This is a genomic window from Candidatus Nitrospira bockiana (genome assembly GCF_965152565.1).
The window spans coordinates 3,465,711-3,482,016 of sequence record NZ_OZ224215.1 but is presented as its reverse complement, the minus strand read 5'-3'; the positions used below and the strand labels follow the sequence as shown (position 1 = coordinate 3,482,016).

The following is a 16,306-nucleotide window of genomic DNA, read 5'->3' as shown; positions in this document are numbered from 1 at the left end:
ACCGGCCCGGAAGGCCAAAGGCAAGGGTAGGTTCCCGGACGGCTGTCCGACCTGAAGCCAGGGGATGGCGGAGTCCGCCGAAGGGGCATCGAGACTTCGAAGGCGGCAGGACAGGTGCGGGATGATTGGGGTACAATGAGCTCGCGTGCTTGAAACTTGTTGACCCTCAAGTTATTTTTGTTATACTCGATCACCAATTATGGGTGGTGATGTTGGGAGAGGAGGGGTCGGACACACGCCGTTTCACACGCGGAATTTACCCCAAGGCGGAACTTTTAAATAGGTTTATCGCGAAGTTCGTCGACGGCATTTTGGTGGTTGCAGCCGGGAAGCTCCTTCCCCCTGTCGGCTGGTTGGCCGGGTTGACATACGTACTGATCGCGGACGGCTTTATAGGTGGACGGAGCATCGGCAAGCGCCTCACGGGGCTCCAAACCATCAACCTCCGGAGCCAAGACGCTGCGAGTTTCAAGGACTCCATTATTCGGAATTTGCCTCTCGCCCTTGCGTACCTCCTCTTCTCCGTGCCTTACATCGGCTGGTTGGCGGCGATCGCGATCGTCGCGTTGGAAGGACTGTTGATCATCGGCAATGAGCAAGGACTGCGCATCGGGGATGAGCTGGCTCACACGCAGGTCCTCAACAGCGGCCAGCTGGACTATCACGATTGATCGAAGGCCGGAACTCCGGCCTGGACCATGGATGACGCGTCAGGAAGGGGGATAGAGTGGGATTTGCCGGTGACGTCTTAGGCTGGTTTTCAAACGATCTCGCCATCGATCTGGGCACGGCCACCACACTGGTCTACGTTCACGGCAAGGGCATCGTGCTCAATGAGCCGTCGGTGGTCGCCGTCGAGAAAAAGACCGAGAAGGTCCTGGCCGTCGGCGCCGAGGCGAAAAAGATGCTGGGGCGGACGCCCGGGAACATTACCGCGGTCCGGCCGATGAAAGAAGGCGTCATTGCCGACTTTGAAATGGCCGAGAAGATGCTCAAGTATTTCATCAACAAGGCCCACAACCGGAGCACGTTCGTGAGGCCGCGGATCATCATCGGCGTCCCAAGTCGGATCACTCAGGTCGAGCAACGGGCGGTCCGGGACTCGGCGGAGCTGGCAGGCGCGCGTGAGGTGTATCTGATCGAGGAGCCGGTGGCCGCAGCCATTGGAGCCGGGCTCCCGATCACCGAGCCGTCTGGAAACATGGTGGTGGACGTGGGGGGCGGGACGACCGACATCGCGGTGATCTCGCTCGGCGGGATCGTCTACAGCGAATCGGTGAAAGTGGCCGGCGATCGCATGGACGACGCCATCATGAATTACGTGAAAAAGAAGTACAATCTCCTCATCGGCGAGCACATGGCCGAGCGGATCAAGGTCGAAATCGGATCGGCCTATCCCTTCGAAGAGAAGAAGACCATGATGATCAAGGGGCGTGATTTGATCTCGGGCATTCCCCGGACGCTGGTGATCGACGACGCCGAGATCCGAGAAGCGCTGCAGGAGCCGATCGGGACGATCGTGAACGCGATCAAGGTGGCGCTCGAAAATACCCCTCCGGAGCTCGCCGGGGACATCATCGATCGCGGCATCGTCCTGACCGGCGGCGGTTCGCTGCTCAAGGGAATGGACACGCGGTTCCGAGAGGAAACGAACTTGCCGATCATTACGGTCGACGATCCCCTGACCTCCGTCGTCCTGGGGGTCGGGAAAATCCTCGACGAACTCGACCTCCTCCGAAAGGTCTCTGTGATGTCCCAATGCGGCACCTCCCGGTAAGGTTGTCCCACCCCCAGGTTGACCTATCATGCTTCGCTCGCTCTCGAGCGCCACGCGGCTGATCCTCCTGCTGCTGGCGTTGCTGCTGTCGGTCATCTTCCTGCTGCCGAAACACACCCGTGACGTTCTGCAAAGCGTCGGTCGTCCGGCGTCCTTCCTGGTGTCCTTCCCGTTGGAAGGCCTCGCGTCTTTCCAACGCAGCCTCGCCGACGTCTGGCAAGAGTATGTGGCGTTGCGGCAGGTCCGCGAGGAAAATCGCCAGTTGCGGCGCGAGCTCGAGCAACTCCGACTTCAGCAGGGCGAGCTTCGTGAGTGGGCCATCGCCGGGCAGCGCTTGGCCGGCCTGTTGCAATTCAAGGAGCGGTTCGCCCCGCAGACCGTTGCGGCGCAGATCATCGGGCGCGACCCCAGCAACTGGTATCGCGGGGTCATTTTGAACAAGGGAGAGCGGGACGGCATCGCACCGGAGATGGGGGTGATGACGCCGGCGGGCGCGGTGGGGCGTGTCGTGAAGGCGGGGCCGTCCACCTCCGTCGTGCTGCTCGTCACCGACCCGAACAACGCCATCACGGGAATTGTGCAGCGTACCCGCGACGAAGGAATCGTGGAAGGGACGCTCGACGGACGCGCCCGCATCAAGTATCTGCCGCTCCTGGCCAACGTCCGGGTCGGCGACCTCGTCGTCACCTCCGGTCTGACCGGTGGATTTCCACGCGGCATCGCCATCGGGACGATCCAATCGATGCAGAAAGAAGAGGGGGAAGTGTTCCAATCGGCCCAGATTCTCCCGGAAGTGGATATGACCAAGCTCGAAGAAGTCCTCGTCATCACGGTGCCGCGGGACGTGGTCGACTCCGGCGGTGCGAAGGAGAGATGAGGTGAAGCGGGGTCTGTATGCAGCCGTCCTTCTGGGGCTCGTCCCGCTGCAAGCCACGGTGTTGCCTCACGCCACTCTGCTCGGGGTCCGTCCCGACCTATGTTTCATCGCGGTATTCTTGATCGGTTTTCTGAAGGGGGAGTCCAAGGGAGCGCTCGCCGGCCTTGGGCTCGGCTTCATTCAAGACCTTTTTTCGGCGACTCCCCTGTGGCTCAATGTGATGACCAAGGGCGCGTTGGGGCTTCTTGCCGGTCTGCTGGGCCGGCATCTCGCGAACGCGACCGTAATCACGGTCTTCGTGCTGATGGGGATCCTTTCCATCCTGTCGGGGGTCGTCTTTGGGCTGGTCGCGCGCATCGGGGACAGCCCCTCGCTGTGGCTGGACGCGGTGCAATCGATCATCCTTCCAGAGGCGTTTCTCAATGCGGTCCTGGGCGCTCTGATCTATTTCGTGCTCCCTGCCCGGAGGGCGCGCGACGATGTGTTCGGCGAGGAAATCCATCTGTTCGGGCGATCGTGATTCATGCGGGAATTCGAGCCGTACAGCGAACTCCGTGAGGTGCACCGCCGCCTGTCGATTCTTCGCCTGCTGATTCTGCTCTTCTTGTTGCTCCTGGGCGGACGGCTGTGGCATCTCCAGATTTACGAAGGCGCCTACTATCGCAACCTCTCCGACAACAACCGGACGCGTTCGGTCTTGATCGAGCCTGCCCGCGGATTGATCTACGACCGGCACGGCGAGCTGCTGGCCAACAACGTCCCGAGCTTCACCTTGTACGTCTCGCTCGAGGACGTCAAAGATCGCGAGCAGGTCATCGAAGGGCTGACCAAGCTCCTCGGGCTCGAGGAGGACATGATTCGCAGGAAGCTGTCCGTACGGGGCGGCAAGCTCTTACCGAGAAAGATCAAGGACGGCTTGACGCTGCGGGAAGCCGCCCTGATCGAATCCCACCGGCTCGACCTTCCGGGGGTCATGATTCAGGCCGAGCTCCAGCGGAATTATCCGGCCGGCCTCATCGCCGGTCACGTCACCGGATACGTCGGCGAGGTCTCGGCCGAGCAGCTCGAACGGGAAAATTCGCCGGACCTCCACCAAGGGAGCATCGTCGGGCAGTACGGGATCGAGAAGAGCTTTGATCGGTTCTTGCGCGGCCGTCCCGGGCAGAAGGTGGTCGAGGTCGATGCGATGGGCCACGAAAAGCGGGTCGTGATGGTGCAGAAACCGGAGGCCGGAGACGATTTGTACATGACGATCGACGTGCGTTTGCAGAAGCTGGCCGAAGACCTCTTGGGGGAGGAGGCCGGCGCGATCGTGGCGCTGGACCCGACGACGGGAGAGGTGCTCGCCATGGCCAGCCGGCCGGGGTTCGATCCGAACGTCCTGTCCAGGGAGTTGACCGGGAAACAATGGGAGGCGATCGTTCAGGACGAGCGCCATCCGTTGACGAACCGTGCCACACAAGGTCAATATCCTCCCGGCTCCACCTTCAAGATCGTCATGGCGGCCGCAGCCCTGGAAACCGACACCGTGCAGCCGTCGACGAAGATCCGCTGCGTCGGAGGCTATCAGTTCGGGAAGCGGGTCTTTCGGGATTGGAAAGCGGGGGGACACGGTCTGATGGACATCACCGATGCGCTGGTCCATTCCTGTGACGTGTATTTCTATACGGTCGGGCAGCGCCTCGGGATCGATACCATCGCCAGATACGCCGACCAGTTCGGTCTGGGTAAGGAAACCGGAATCGAGCTGCCCTCGGAGCGAACCGGGATCGTCCCCTCGACGGCCTGGAAGGAACGGGTGCGGCATGAGCAGTGGTATCCCGGCGAAACCATTTCGGCCGCGATCGGGCAGGGCTATGTGACCGTCACGCCGCTTCAAATGGCCCACCTGATCGGCACCGTGGCCAATGATGGGTCCGCGTACCGGCCGCGGCTCGTTCGCGGGCTCATGCGGCGGGCGACCGGAGCGTTGGAAGAGGTCGCGCCGCAGCTCGACGGCCGGCTCGCGGTTGACCGCCGGACGCTTCAGGTCATTCAGGACGGGCTGGCGGGCGTCGTCACCCATGGAACCGCCACGAGAGCCAAATCACCGCTGGTGGCGATTGCGGGAAAGACCGGCACGGCCCAGACGGCGGCGTTACGGACCGGTCCAGAGGAGGAGATTCCCAAGAAGTATCGCGACCACGCTTGGTTCGTGTCCTATGCCCCCGCCGAGTCGCCCCGTATCGCGGTCGCGGTCCTGGTGGAGCACATGGGGCACGGTGGGTCTGCCGCCGCTCCACTCGCGAAGCAATTGATCGAGGAATTCGTCAAGCTCCGCCCGCTCGATCAGGCCGCCGCCGGCACCCTTGCGCCCTCGTCGATCGGGGGGGAGCTGCCGGAGCGAGGGGCCTTATGATCGATCGCATGATCGACAGCCGGAAGCCCGACCACTTCGAGTGGCGGTTCTTGGCCGTCATCGTCGGCATCCTGTCGCTCGGCGTCCTCTCGATCTACAGCGCCACCTACAATCAGGCGGGGCCCGGGCTGCCGCTGTACGTGAAACAGCTCGTTTGGATTCTGATCGGCTCGGCGGCGTTCGTCGCCATGCTGGCGATCGATTACCACACGATCGCCCGTTTCGCCTATCCGCTCTATGGCCTCGTGCTGGTGCTCCTGGCCGTGGTGCTCGTCATGGGCAAGTCCAGCCGCGGCGCGCAGCGGTGGATCCCGATCGGCCCCTTTGCGTTTCAGCCCTCGGAGTTCGCTAAGCTCGTCCTCATCCTCGTCTTGGCCAGCTATTACGCCAAAACCAACCGTGAGGGGTGGCTCCAGCGCGTCGTCCTGCCCGGGCTGATGATGATGCCGGGGCTGTTGCTGATCATCAAACAGCCGGACTTGGGCAGCGGCCTGAGCTTTCTTGCCGTATACGCGGCGATGCTCCTCGTCGTCGGCATCCGCTCGAAGGCGGTCGGGATCCTGTTCTTGTTCTCGCTGATGCTGTTCCCGTTTGCCTGGGAGATGGTGTGGGGATCGTTGCATGACTACCAGCGTGAACGGATCATGACCTTCGTGAACCCCGATTACGACACCGGGGGGAAAGGCTATCATGCCCTGCAGTCCCGGATTGCGATCGGGGCCGGCGAATTGCTGGGGAAAGGTTTGTATGGGGGGACGCAGAGCCAACTGAAATTCCTCCCGGAAGGGCATACCGACTTCGTGTTCGCGGTCTATGCGGAGGAATGGGGATTCTTGGGGGTGGTCGTGTTGTTGGCGCTCTTCATCAGCCTGATCGTGCTCTCGTTGGAGATCGCGTTGAAGGCGAAGGATGTGTTGGGCGCTTTGTTGGCGGCCGGGGTGACGGCGATGATCGGGTTTTGCGCGGTCGTGAACATCGGGATGACCGCGGGCATCGTTCCGATCGTCGGTATTCCGCTGCCGCTCATGAGTTATGGGGGAAGCGCGACGGTGATGACGCTGGCCGCCCTCGGGCTGCTGCTGAACGTCAAGCGGCGCCGGCTGACGCTGTTTTATTAACGGCGCGACATCGTTCCGCATTGACTCTAGGATCATCTTATGAGCAATCTGTCGGACAGCGAGGCGGGACCCCGGCCGAGGCCGATGTCGAGTGAGGGGAGCCGCCTCGCGTCCGTGGATTGCGGAGGACAGGCATGGGAAGAGATATTGCCATCAACGTCACCCGCGAAGAGACGCGGGTGGCGGTGCTCGACAACAATCAGGTTACCGAGCTCTACGTAGACCGCGCGAAGCACAAGGATTTCGTCGGGAACATCTACAAGGGAAAAGTAGTCAAGGTCTTGCCGGGAATGCAGGCGACCTTCATCGACATCGGCTTGGAGAAGGCGGCCTTCATGCACGTTTCCGATCTGGCGATCGATACGGAGCCCGGGGATACGCTGCTGGAAACCGAGGATGACGACAAGGGGCCGGAGATGCCGCGTCCTCGGCGCCAGACCAGCAAGCCGATCGAGGAGCTGCTGAAGGAAGGTCAGGAACTGATGGTGCAGATTTCCAAGGGGCCCATCGGGACCAAAGGGCCTCGGGTGACGACCTATGTCTCCTTGCCGGGTCGGTACCTCGTGTTCATGCCGAACGTCGAACACATCGGCGTCTCCCGGCGTATTCCGAAGGACGAAGAACGGGCGCGCCTCAAGGAGATCATGAAGCGATTGCGGCAACCAGGGCACGGGTACATCGTCCGGACGGTCAGCGAAGGCGTGAAGGAAGAGGACCTGCAATCGGACGTCGAATTCCTCAACGTTCTCTGGCAGGAAATCCTGAAAAAGCGAGAGCATTTGCCGGCCCCGAGCCTGCTTCACACCGATTTGAGCCTGGCCTTTCGTGTGATCCGCGATTTGTTCACGAGCAAGGTGGAGAAGCTGTGGGTCGATTCCCGCGAAGAATATGAAGCCATGAAGGACTTCGTGCGGAGGTTCATGCCGGACCAGACCTCGCGCATCCATTTTTATGACAAGGATGAAAGCCTGTTCGACCACCTCGGGATCGAGATGGAGATCTCACGGGCTTTGAACCGCAAGGTCTGGCTCAAGTCGGGGGGGCACATCGTCATCGACCACACGGAGGCGATGACGGTGATCGACGTGAACACCGGCCGTTTCGTCGGCAAGCGCGATCAGGAGGAGACGATCCTCAAGAACAACCTGGAGGCCGCCCGCGAGATCGCCTATCAAATCAAGCTCCGGGGGATCGGCGGGATCATCATCATCGACTTCATTGACATGGAGCGTGAGAAGAATCGGGAAAAGGTCTACCAGGCGTTCGTCGAGGCCATGTCGAGCGACAAGGCCAAGATCAGGATTTCACGGATCTCCGATTTGGGGCTCATTGAGTTGTCGCGGGAACGGGTCCGCGAAGATCTGCTGCGAACGCTGTCCGAACCGTGCCACTACTGCGAAGGCCGCGGCTACACGAAATCGGCGGTGACGGTCGCCTACGAGGTCTTTCGGGATATCCGCCGCCTCGGCAGTGAAGCCGCCGACCGCACCGTCGTCGTCGGCGCGCATCCCGGCGTCGCGTCGCTCCTGCTCGATGACGAGTACGAGGGGGTCCAGGATCTGGAGCGGGAATCCAAGACGAAGATCGTCGTCAAAGCCGATCCAACCTTGCATCTCGAGCAGTATGATCTGGTCCTGCTTTGAGCCGGGCGGCCTCACGGCCCACCGCCGGGTTCCACCCCGTCGCTGACCTCTCCATCGCTCATGGCCCATCGCTCACCCCTCCGATCCTGGTTGCTGCTGCGGGCGGTGCCCGGGCTGGGCGACGCCAGCTATTGCCGTTTGATTGACGCCTTCGGTTCCCCGGAGGCCGTCTTCAGCGCGGCCCCGGACCAACTGGCGGCCGTCGACCGGGTGGGGCCGTCGCTCGCGCGCGCGATTCGAAGCGGGCCGGATGCCGCAACGTGCCGCGCGATCGATGAAGAGCTCGCGTCGCTGGAGTCGTCGCCGTTCTCGTGGATCGTCTATTCGAGCCCTGAGTACCCGGCCCGATTGAAGTCGATCCCGGACCCCCCGCCCATCCTGTACATGAGCGGCGGTTTCCGGCCCGAAGACCGACATGCCGTTGCGGTCGTCGGATCGCGTAAGGCGACGCCGGGCGGCCGCGCGTTCACGCTCGAGCTGAGCCGTGAGTTGGCGTCGCTCGGCTTCACGATCGTGAGCGGGTTGGCGCGGGGCATCGATGCCGCGGCTCACCGCGGCGCGCTCGAGGCGAAGGGGCGGACGATCGCCGTGTTAGGATGCGGGGTCGACAAGACGTATCCGTCCGAGCATCGCGCGCTGCGGCGGGAGATCGAATCGGCCGGCGCCGTCCTGTCGGAGTTGCCGCTGGGGGCACCGCCGCACAGCTACCATTTTCCCAGACGAAATCGCGTGATCAGCGGCCTGTGCCTCGGGGTCATCGTGGTGGAGGCGACATTGCAGAGCGGAAGCCTCATTACCGCTCGGCTGGCGGCCGATCAGGGGAGGGAGGTCTTCGCCGTTCCGGGGTTCGTCAAAGCGGAGACCAGCCGGGGTCCGCACGCGCTGCTCAAACAGGGCGCGGCGCTCGTCGAGCGGGTGGAAGACGTGCTGCAGGAGCTCCTCCCGCAGCTCGACGCCGCGATCGGCGCACGAGTGGAAGCACGGACTGAATCGGCCAAGGTGCAGCGACCGGAACCCGAAGGCAAGGAAGTGATGCTCTATCGGTTCCTCTCGTGGGAGGCGGCGCACATCGATGCCCTGATCGAGCGGTCCGGGCTGACCCCGGCCGAAGTCTCCGGCCTATTGCTTTCTCTGGAATTAAAGGGCCTACTGCGCCAATTACCGGGGCAATGTTATGTTCGGCTATAATGTACGGTACAATCACGGGCGGAAGAGGATGTGGCCGCTTTGTGAGACAGCCATCAGGGAGTGAGAATGGGGAAATCGCTCATCATCGTCGAGTCGCCGGCCAAGGCGCGAACGATCACCAAGTATCTGGGACGAGGGTACACCGTGATGGCGTCGGTCGGCCATGTCAAGGACCTGCCGACCAGCAAGCTCGGCGTGGATCTGGAGAACGACTTCACGCCGCAGTACGTCACGATCAAAGGAAAGTCCCAGGTCCTGTCGGACATCAAGAAGAAGGCCAAGGAAGCCGAAAAGGTCTACCTCGCCCCCGACCCGGACCGCGAAGGGGAGGCGATCGCCTGGCACATCGCCGAGGAGATCCGCGGCAAGTCGAAGAAGGACGGCCGGATCTATCGCGTCCGCTTCAACGAGATCACCGAGGCCGCGATCAAGCGTGCCCTGCAGTCGCCCGGGCAGATCGACATGCGGCTGGTCAATGCGCAGCAGGCCCGCCGCGTGCTCGACCGCATCGTCGGCTATCAGGGGAGCCAACTCCTCTGGAAGAAGGTCCGGCGCGGCTTGAGCATGGGGCGCGTCCAGTCCGTCGCGGTCAAGCTGATCTGTGATCGCGAGCGTGAACGCGAGGCCTTCCGTCCCCAGGAGTACTGGTCGATTACCGCCACGTTGGCCGGCACGCATCCGCCGCCGTTTGCCGCCAAGCTCCACAGCATCAATGGACAGGACGCCGTCATTGGCAATGCGCAGGAGGCCGAGCGGATCGTCGCGGCGGTCCAGGGGCAGGAGTTCGTCGTCCAGTCGATCGAGCGCAAAGAGAAAAAACGCAATCCGGTCGCTCCGTTCATCACGAGCCGGCTGCAGCAGGAGGCCGCGCGCAAGCTGCGGTTCACACCCAAGAAGACCATGATGCTCGCACAGCAGTTGTACGAGGGAATGGACGTCGGGGCGGAGGGCCCCGTCGGCCTGATCACCTACATGCGTACCGATTCGACGCGGGTGTCGAACGAGGCCATGGAGGAGGTGCGCGGCCTCATCCGCGAGCGATTCGGAACCGACTACCTCCCGGCGTCCCCCAATGTGTACAAGACCCAGAAAGCGGCCCAGGAAGCGCACGAAGCCATTCGGCCCACGTCGGTCCACCGTGATCCGGAGTCGATCAAGCAGTACTTGGAGCGTGATCATTATCAGCTCTACAAGCTCATCTGGAATCGCTTCGTGGCGTCTCAGATGACGCCCGCCGTGCTGGAAGTGACCCGGGTGGATTGCCGGCCGGTTGCGACGTCCGAGATGTACCTGTTCCGGGCGAACGGAACCGTCGTGAAGTTCCCCGGACATACCATCGTCTACCGCGAGGGAACCGATCTGGAGTCCGGGGCGGCGCCGTCCGCAGGTACCGCGCAAGAGTCCGAGGACGAGAGCGACCGGCAGCTTCCTCCGCTCGTGGAAGGCGAGCGGTTGCGTCTGGTCGAGCAGGAAGGGCAAACGGTCACCGGTCTGCTCTCCAAGCAACACTTCACGCAGCCGCCCCCTCGCTACAATGAGGCGTTGCTGATTCGGGAGCTCGAAGAAAAAGGCATCGGCCGTCCCTCGACCTACGCGTCGATCATCTCGACCATTCAAGAGCGCAAGTACGTGGACAAGGTCGACGGCCGGTTCGTACCGACGGAGACCGGTCGCATCGTCAACGACTTCATCGTCAAGGGATTCCCCGACATTTTGGACGTCGAGTTCACCTCGCAGATGGAGAAGGAGCTCGATGAGGTGGAGGAGGGTGAGAAGCCCTGGGTGAACGCCGTTCGGGAGTTCTACGAACCGTTCACCAAGGACATGGAGAAGGCGCAGAACATTGCCGGCCCCAAGGACATCGTCGAGCCCCCGACCAACATCCCCTGCGAAAAGTGCGGGCGGATGATGGAAATCAAATGGGGACGGAACGGAAAATTCCTCGCCTGTCCCGGCTACAAGGAAGACCCGCCGTGCAAGAACACGCAGAACTTCGAGCGGTTGCCGGACGGGACGGTCAAGATCGTCGCGAAGCAGGAAATCACGACCGATGAGAAGTGTGAGAAATGCGGCTCTCCGATGGTCATCAAGACCGGCCGCTTCGGAAAGTTCTTGGCTTGTTCGGCGTACCCCGAGTGCAAGACGACGAAACCCATTCCGCTCGGCGTGAAATGTCCGCAGGACGGCGGAGACCTGACTCAAAAGCGCACGAAGAAGGGGCGGACCTTCTACGCCTGTACCAATTACCCGACGTGCGAGTTTGCGATGTGGGATCGTCCGGTCAATAAGCCGTGCCCCAACTGCCAAGCGCCGTTTCTCGTGGAGAAGTACAGCAAGCAGGCCGGAACGAGCGTGCAGTGCCGGAACGAGGAGTGCGGGTACAAGGAATCGGCCTGACAGAAGCCTCTGCGCCGGGCCCATCGGGCGATCGGCCATGGGACCCGGTGGCTCCTCACGCTAGAGCAGCCTCCACACGCACAACGCGGCGGCGCTGACGGCGAGCAATCCCAGTGAAATAGCCAAGCTCAGGACCACGCCGTCCTCATCATCCCATCCTCTCGGCGTCATGACTCCTCCTGCCGTACGGCGCCTCATTTCGGCCTCGTCCCGTGTTCGTGGGACCGCTTTCGTAACGGGCGAGCCGTGTGACCGCCGGCTTCCGCGCACAGCGCGGCGTAGGTGATCGCATAGCCGCATTCCCCGCAAAGCCAGAAGCCGCCGGTCGGCATCAGCGCCCGTTGCCGGCAGCGCAAGCACTCGATGATTCGCATGATGGGCCTCTTCCTTTCAGCCATCAGGGCTCATTCGAGAAGACCGCTCGGCCTCTCGGCAGGAATGGTCCCGCCGGGATGCTCGCTGCTACGTGTGCGTTTCAGATTCGAGATCCTCGCCTCTTTTGGATCGAGTGAAGCCCGCCTTCAGGATCTCGGCAAGTGTCCCGAGGCCGTGCCCTCTCAGCTCGTGCACCATGAAAAATTGGAGCATCCCCTCAGGGTCGATCACGAAGCTATGACAGCGCCGCGGCGCCGTTCCCCACGCCACACCGAAGGCTCGATGCAGGCGCCCGATGGGATCCGCCCCTAGGACCAGGTCGCGGAGCGCGGCATGATGCGCCCAGTCCTCGGTGAGGAGCGCGCCGTCGTCTCCCACGGCAATGAGGTCGGCCGAGCTCTCAGCCGACGGGCCGAATCCGGCTTGCCCGGCGATCCTCAGCGCATCGGCCAAGGTGAGCTGCGGGAGGAAACAGAGCAGGACCCATCGATGCCGAAACTCGTGGAGCGCGACATACCGTAGGGTCCCTCCGGCGAGGGCAGGGATGCGAACAAGGGGCGGTCGGGAACCGACGCGAATCATGGCGACCTCCACAGCTTCGCTGCTTCCTGTTGATGGCGCGGTCGGCAGGAGGTTTCCGCAAGAGCGACGCCACACCGGGATGGAAAGGGCGGAAGCCCGGAGGAACGAGGGCTTCCGCCCGGATGGGCAGGTGGCACCGCCTGCCCTGTCGCCACCTCGTCGCCGGTAAGCTCGAACCGGAGGAGATGGAGGTGTTCCCCAACCCAAGCTTCAAAGACTGGAACGAGACTTGGGTCGAGCTGGGAGCCCGCGACGCTGTGCAGCATGCGCAGCGCCAGCGAAGGCGTCCGTCGAGCGTCGGGTCTCTCCTGAGAGAGCAGCGTCTCGAACATGTCGGTGACCGCCAGGATTCTCGAGCCGTACGGAATAAGCTCCCTTCGGAGCCCATAGGGATAGCCCGACCCGTCCCAATGCTCATGATGGTGGGCAATGAGCAGCGCCGGCCCTCGGAGGAAGGAGAACGGCGCGAGCAGGTGCATGGCCGCTCGCGGGTGGCTTTGGATCGCGGCATATTCCTCCGCGGTCAGAGGCCCGTCCTTCTCACGCAGCTCGGGAGGAAGCGTCAGCCTTCCGATGTCGTGGAAGACCGCGGCGAGATGAAGCTCCACGAGCGCCGTCCCCGACAACCCAAGCCGGTGTGCGAACCCGACCGCGTACTCCGCGGTCCTGATGCCGTGCGCATACGCGCGGGGATCGTGGGTTCGCAGGGCTACCGTCAGACGGCGAAGCGCCTCGTCGTCCGACGGTGGCATGGACTGGAACAGTCGATCGAGCGCCGAGACCGAAGCATCATCTGCTGTCATGATCGATCCTCCCTGAACAAAACAAAAGCCCAAAACCGGGTGTGGCTTTGGGCTCTGGACGTGGAGTCCTGTGGCCTCGAATTTCAGGACAGGAGCAGGGGCTACCACATCAGCGCCTCCCTGATTTGAAGGGCAGGGTTATGACCCTCCGGCAACGTCTGCACTTGATCTCCACGACGCCGGGGCCCCGGCGCGCCAGCAGTTGGCCACAATGACAACGGACCTCATTGCCTGTGGTGCGGGTCTTGGCCATCACTTTTGGCTCTTTGTGAGTCGGCTAAATTAATATTGCTTCTCAAAATCATTTTCAGTATAAACGGCGGGCCGGGTCGCTGTCAAATCATTTCTGCTTTGAGGTGGGAACCATGCGGGTTGCTGCGACGGCAAGCCCGAGTATGGTAGGGTGAGCCATGAAAGCGAACGTCGTCCTCACGTTCGGTTTGTTGGCCGGCCTGGTCGGCTGCGTCGCTACTCTTCCTGCCGTCCCTACGGCCTTGCCCGAAACATCCGAGCGGCAAGCGATCGTCGTCGGTCGTGTCGTGACGGTGCTGATGGGCCCGACCACGCGATGGTTCGAACCGCAACTGCGGTTCTTCGAGTTGGTGAACAGCCGTACGGATGAACGGTATCGCGTGGACGTGCAGGATGCCGATTCCTGGTTCGTACTGCCCCTTCCCGCCGGAGATTACGAGCTCAGCCGTCTTCAAATCTCGGAAGGGGCGTTCCTCGGCATGGCAGGGCTCGCGCCGAAGTTTCACGTCGAGGAGGGACAGGTGACCTATGTCGGGACGTGGCGATTAGGGATCGAATCGCCCCAGTACAATCGAAGCGTCCTGCTCTCAGCCGTGGCCCAGCCGGAAGCGGAAGTCCGCGACGCACTGCAGGGGTATCCCGTGCTCTCGGAGCGGCCTCTGTCGACCGCATTGCTCACACCGGCGACTGTCGAAACCCGTATCTTCGAAGTGCCGCCCTACCCTCGGTTCTGGTGGTTCCGCCGCCACCACACATCATGATCGCTCTGCTGCCGCTCTGATCCGCCTCACGTGAAGATGACGGATTCGAGAGCCAATGGATTTCCCTATTGATGCGCCTCGGATCTTCTTATGGCGGCCACTGGCCTCCCAGAGGACCGGATTCTTCCCGTCCCCGGCGTTTCTTCCCTGGCCAATGAAAAAAGAGTAGGCGCCGGACTCACATTTCTATTGACATTCGGTCCCCGTTTTCAATATTAATATTCGTTCTCAATTTCATTCTATCCGCGTTACACCCTTCACGTATGAATGAATGTCAACCAGATCTGCACGGGGAAGAGGCCCGCTGCGATTGCGGGCACCTCGTCGCCAAACTACGCACGAACGGCGTCGAGCTGAAATGCAAGCGGTGCAAGCGATTGGTCTTGATTCCGTTTGATGCGATGGTGGACGTGACGCCGAGTCCGGCGCCGAGACCGGCTGTTTAACGAGAGGCACGAGGTGTAGCAAGAGCACGTCGGAAGATTCAGAGGACCGCAGCGTCCCAAGCATCGGCACTATCACCTACAGGAGGGGAGCATGGGACGGTTGTGGTACGGGTTCATCGTCGTGTGTTTGGCGGTACAAACGGGCGTCGCCGTCGCGGAGACGACCGAAGAGCGTCTGCAGCGTCTCGAACAGACGATCGAGGACATGAAACGGCACGAGGCGCGCGAGCGCGAAGTGGAGGGGCAGCCCCCGGCGACACGGCCGGGAGAGGCGCCCAATGTGCAGCAGTTAGGCGCAGAAGGCCAGGGGGCGGAGCGCAAGTACGGGTCGATCATGCAAGGGTCCGGTAAATTGATCTATGCCCGTCCCTTCGTCGCCAACCCGAAGGCCATCGTCGGCGGGTACATGGATTTCGAGTTCATCAGCCGGGCGCGCCGGGGACACCCAAACTCGACTGGGACGAGCCCGGTCGGCGTGCCGAGCATGGAAGTCAATCGGTTCGTCCCGTTCATTTATGGAGACATCAGCGAACACGTGAAGTTCGCATCCGAGTTGGAAATCGAGCATGGCATCCGCGCAAACACGGGTCAGAACGAAATCAGCCTGGAATTTGCGACCATCGACTATCTCGTCAACGACATGGTGAACTTGCGCGCGGGCATCATCCTCTTGCCGATCGGCAAGTTCAACCTCTTGCATGACGCACCACTCCAAGATCTCACCGAGCGGCCGCTCGTGAGCCAGTTCATTCTGCCCGTCGTCATGGCGGAAACCGGCGCGGGCTTCTACGGGACCCTGTACCCGTCGCGGCGTTCGAAACTAGATTACGAGTTTTATGTGACTACGGGATCCAACGGGTTCAACTCCAACGTCGGCAACAATGGCTGCCCAGCCGGCAGCACCTCGGCCAATACATTTGCCTGTACGGCTCAGGTCAACGAGATCAACGGCCTACGAAACACCCGGCAGCGCAAGTCCAATGTCAGCAATGGGCTAGACAACAACAGCGGCAAGGCCGTCGTCGGCCGTCTTGCATTCAGCCCGTTTCTGGGCTTAGAGGTCAGCGGCTCCGGGTATTATGGCACGTACGATCCGTTCAGCGATCGTAAGATGGGCATCTGGGCCGTGGACTGGACCTTTGTTCGCGGACCATTTGAGTTGGTCGGCGAATCGGTTTGGGTTTACATGCAGGACAATGCCCGCAATCTCAACGGGACCACCTGTGTTGGATCGACGACGTTCGGAAGTTCAGGGGCCGGCACGTTGACGGGGAATCCCTGCCCAGAGCGCATGCACGGCTACTACATCGAAGGCCGCTATCACTTCTTGCCTGAGTGGATGACCCGGATGGCGCCGAGCTTCTTCCGGCAGGAAATCTCCACGTTTACGGCCGTCGTGCGGTGGGATCAGATCAACACCAATCAGAATGCTACAACGAATGGGTTCAACGAGCGTGAGCGGGTCACGTTCGGGTTGAACTTCCGGCCGACCGAGGACACGGTGTTCAAGGCAGATTTTCAATATAGTCCAAAGGAGATCAGCGTCAACAATCAACGCATCCACGACACGGCCTTTCTCTTGTCGGCCGCGACCTATTTCTGATCGTTTCTCGTTAGCTTCGGGAGCAGCTGTGCGTTCACAGGGGCGGCCTCCGGGCCGCCCCGTTTTTTTCTAAAGAGGTGCATACG

14 protein-coding genes are annotated in these 16,306 nt (G+C 61.9%); 11 read left to right on the top strand and 3 right to left on the bottom strand.

The window, feature by feature from the left end:
• Nucleotides 1-149 precede the first annotated feature (149 nt).
• The 9 genes from ACWHYV_RS16975 to topA all read left to right on the top strand — a co-directional run bounded on the left by ACWHYV_RS16975 (nucleotide 150) and on the right by topA (nucleotide 11,398).
• Nucleotides 150-671, top strand: coding sequence for an RDD family protein (locus ACWHYV_RS16975; RefSeq protein ID WP_447977680.1), 522 nt, complete (start codon nucleotides 150-152; stop codon nucleotides 669-671).
• 56 nt (nucleotides 672-727) lie between these two features.
• Nucleotides 728-1,777, top strand: coding sequence for a rod shape-determining protein (locus tag ACWHYV_RS16970; protein ID WP_447977679.1), 1,050 nt, complete (start codon nucleotides 728-730; stop codon nucleotides 1,775-1,777).
• A 28-nt stretch (nucleotides 1,778-1,805) separates the two neighbouring features.
• Complete coding sequence (gene mreC, locus ACWHYV_RS16965) at nucleotides 1,806-2,654, top strand: rod shape-determining protein MreC (protein ID WP_447977678.1); 849 nt, start codon at nucleotides 1,806-1,808, stop codon at nucleotides 2,652-2,654.
• Nucleotide 2,655: 1 nt separating this feature from the next.
• Complete coding sequence (mreD, locus tag ACWHYV_RS16960) at nucleotides 2,656-3,174, top strand: rod shape-determining protein MreD (protein ID WP_447977677.1); 519 nt, start codon at nucleotides 2,656-2,658, stop codon at nucleotides 3,172-3,174.
• Nucleotides 3,175-3,177: 3 nt separating this feature from the next.
• Nucleotides 3,178-5,052, top strand: a complete 1,875-nt coding sequence (mrdA, locus tag ACWHYV_RS16955; protein ID WP_447977676.1) for a penicillin-binding protein 2 — start codon at nucleotides 3,178-3,180, stop codon at nucleotides 5,050-5,052.
• Nucleotides 5,049-6,170, top strand: a complete 1,122-nt coding sequence (gene rodA / locus ACWHYV_RS16950) for a rod shape-determining protein RodA (protein WP_447977675.1) — start codon at nucleotides 5,049-5,051, stop codon at nucleotides 6,168-6,170. The genes mrdA and rodA overlap by 4 nt, the downstream gene beginning before the upstream one ends.
• 134 nt (nucleotides 6,171-6,304) lie before the next feature.
• On the top strand, nucleotides 6,305-7,813 hold the full coding sequence (locus ACWHYV_RS16945; RefSeq protein ID WP_447977674.1) for an Rne/Rng family ribonuclease: 1,509 nt from the start codon (nucleotides 6,305-6,307) through the stop codon (nucleotides 7,811-7,813).
• 60 nt (nucleotides 7,814-7,873) lie between these two features.
• A complete protein-coding gene (dprA, locus tag ACWHYV_RS16940) occupies nucleotides 7,874-9,001 on the top strand; it encodes a DNA-processing protein DprA (RefSeq protein ID WP_447977673.1) in 1,128 nt (375 codons plus the stop codon).
• Nucleotides 9,002-9,067: 66 nt separating this feature from the next.
• On the top strand, nucleotides 9,068-11,398 hold the full coding sequence (topA, locus tag ACWHYV_RS16935) for a type I DNA topoisomerase (RefSeq protein ID WP_447977672.1): 2,331 nt from the start codon (nucleotides 9,068-9,070) through the stop codon (nucleotides 11,396-11,398).
• A gap of 194 nt (nucleotides 11,399-11,592) precedes the next feature.
• Here the strand turns inward: topA and ACWHYV_RS16930 are convergent, their stop codons facing one another.
• From ACWHYV_RS16930 to ACWHYV_RS16920, 3 genes are all read right to left on the bottom strand, one after another.
• A complete protein-coding gene (locus ACWHYV_RS16930; protein WP_447977671.1) occupies nucleotides 11,593-11,772 on the bottom strand; it encodes a hypothetical protein in 180 nt (59 codons plus the stop codon).
• Nucleotides 11,773-11,860: 88 nt separating this feature from the next.
• Complete coding sequence (locus tag ACWHYV_RS16925; protein ID WP_447977670.1) at nucleotides 11,861-12,355, bottom strand: hypothetical protein; 495 nt, start codon at nucleotides 12,353-12,355, stop codon at nucleotides 11,861-11,863.
• Complete coding sequence (locus tag ACWHYV_RS16920; protein ID WP_447977669.1) at nucleotides 12,352-13,158, bottom strand: HD-GYP domain-containing protein; 807 nt, start codon at nucleotides 13,156-13,158, stop codon at nucleotides 12,352-12,354. The genes ACWHYV_RS16925 and ACWHYV_RS16920 overlap by 4 nt, the downstream gene beginning before the upstream one ends.
• 410 nt (nucleotides 13,159-13,568) lie before the next feature.
• On the opposite strand from ACWHYV_RS16920, the gene ACWHYV_RS16915 reads away from it, so the two are divergent.
• Together ACWHYV_RS16915 and ACWHYV_RS16910 are read left to right on the top strand one after the other, a co-directional pair.
• On the top strand, nucleotides 13,569-14,171 hold the full coding sequence (locus ACWHYV_RS16915; RefSeq protein WP_447977668.1) for a hypothetical protein: 603 nt from the start codon (nucleotides 13,569-13,571) through the stop codon (nucleotides 14,169-14,171).
• 537 nt (nucleotides 14,172-14,708) lie between these two features.
• The gene (locus ACWHYV_RS16910) at nucleotides 14,709-16,220 is read left to right on the top strand and encodes a hypothetical protein (protein ID WP_447977667.1); all 1,512 of its coding nucleotides are present in this window, start codon (nucleotides 14,709-14,711) and stop codon (nucleotides 16,218-16,220) included.
• Nucleotides 16,221-16,306: the final 86 nt, after the last annotated feature.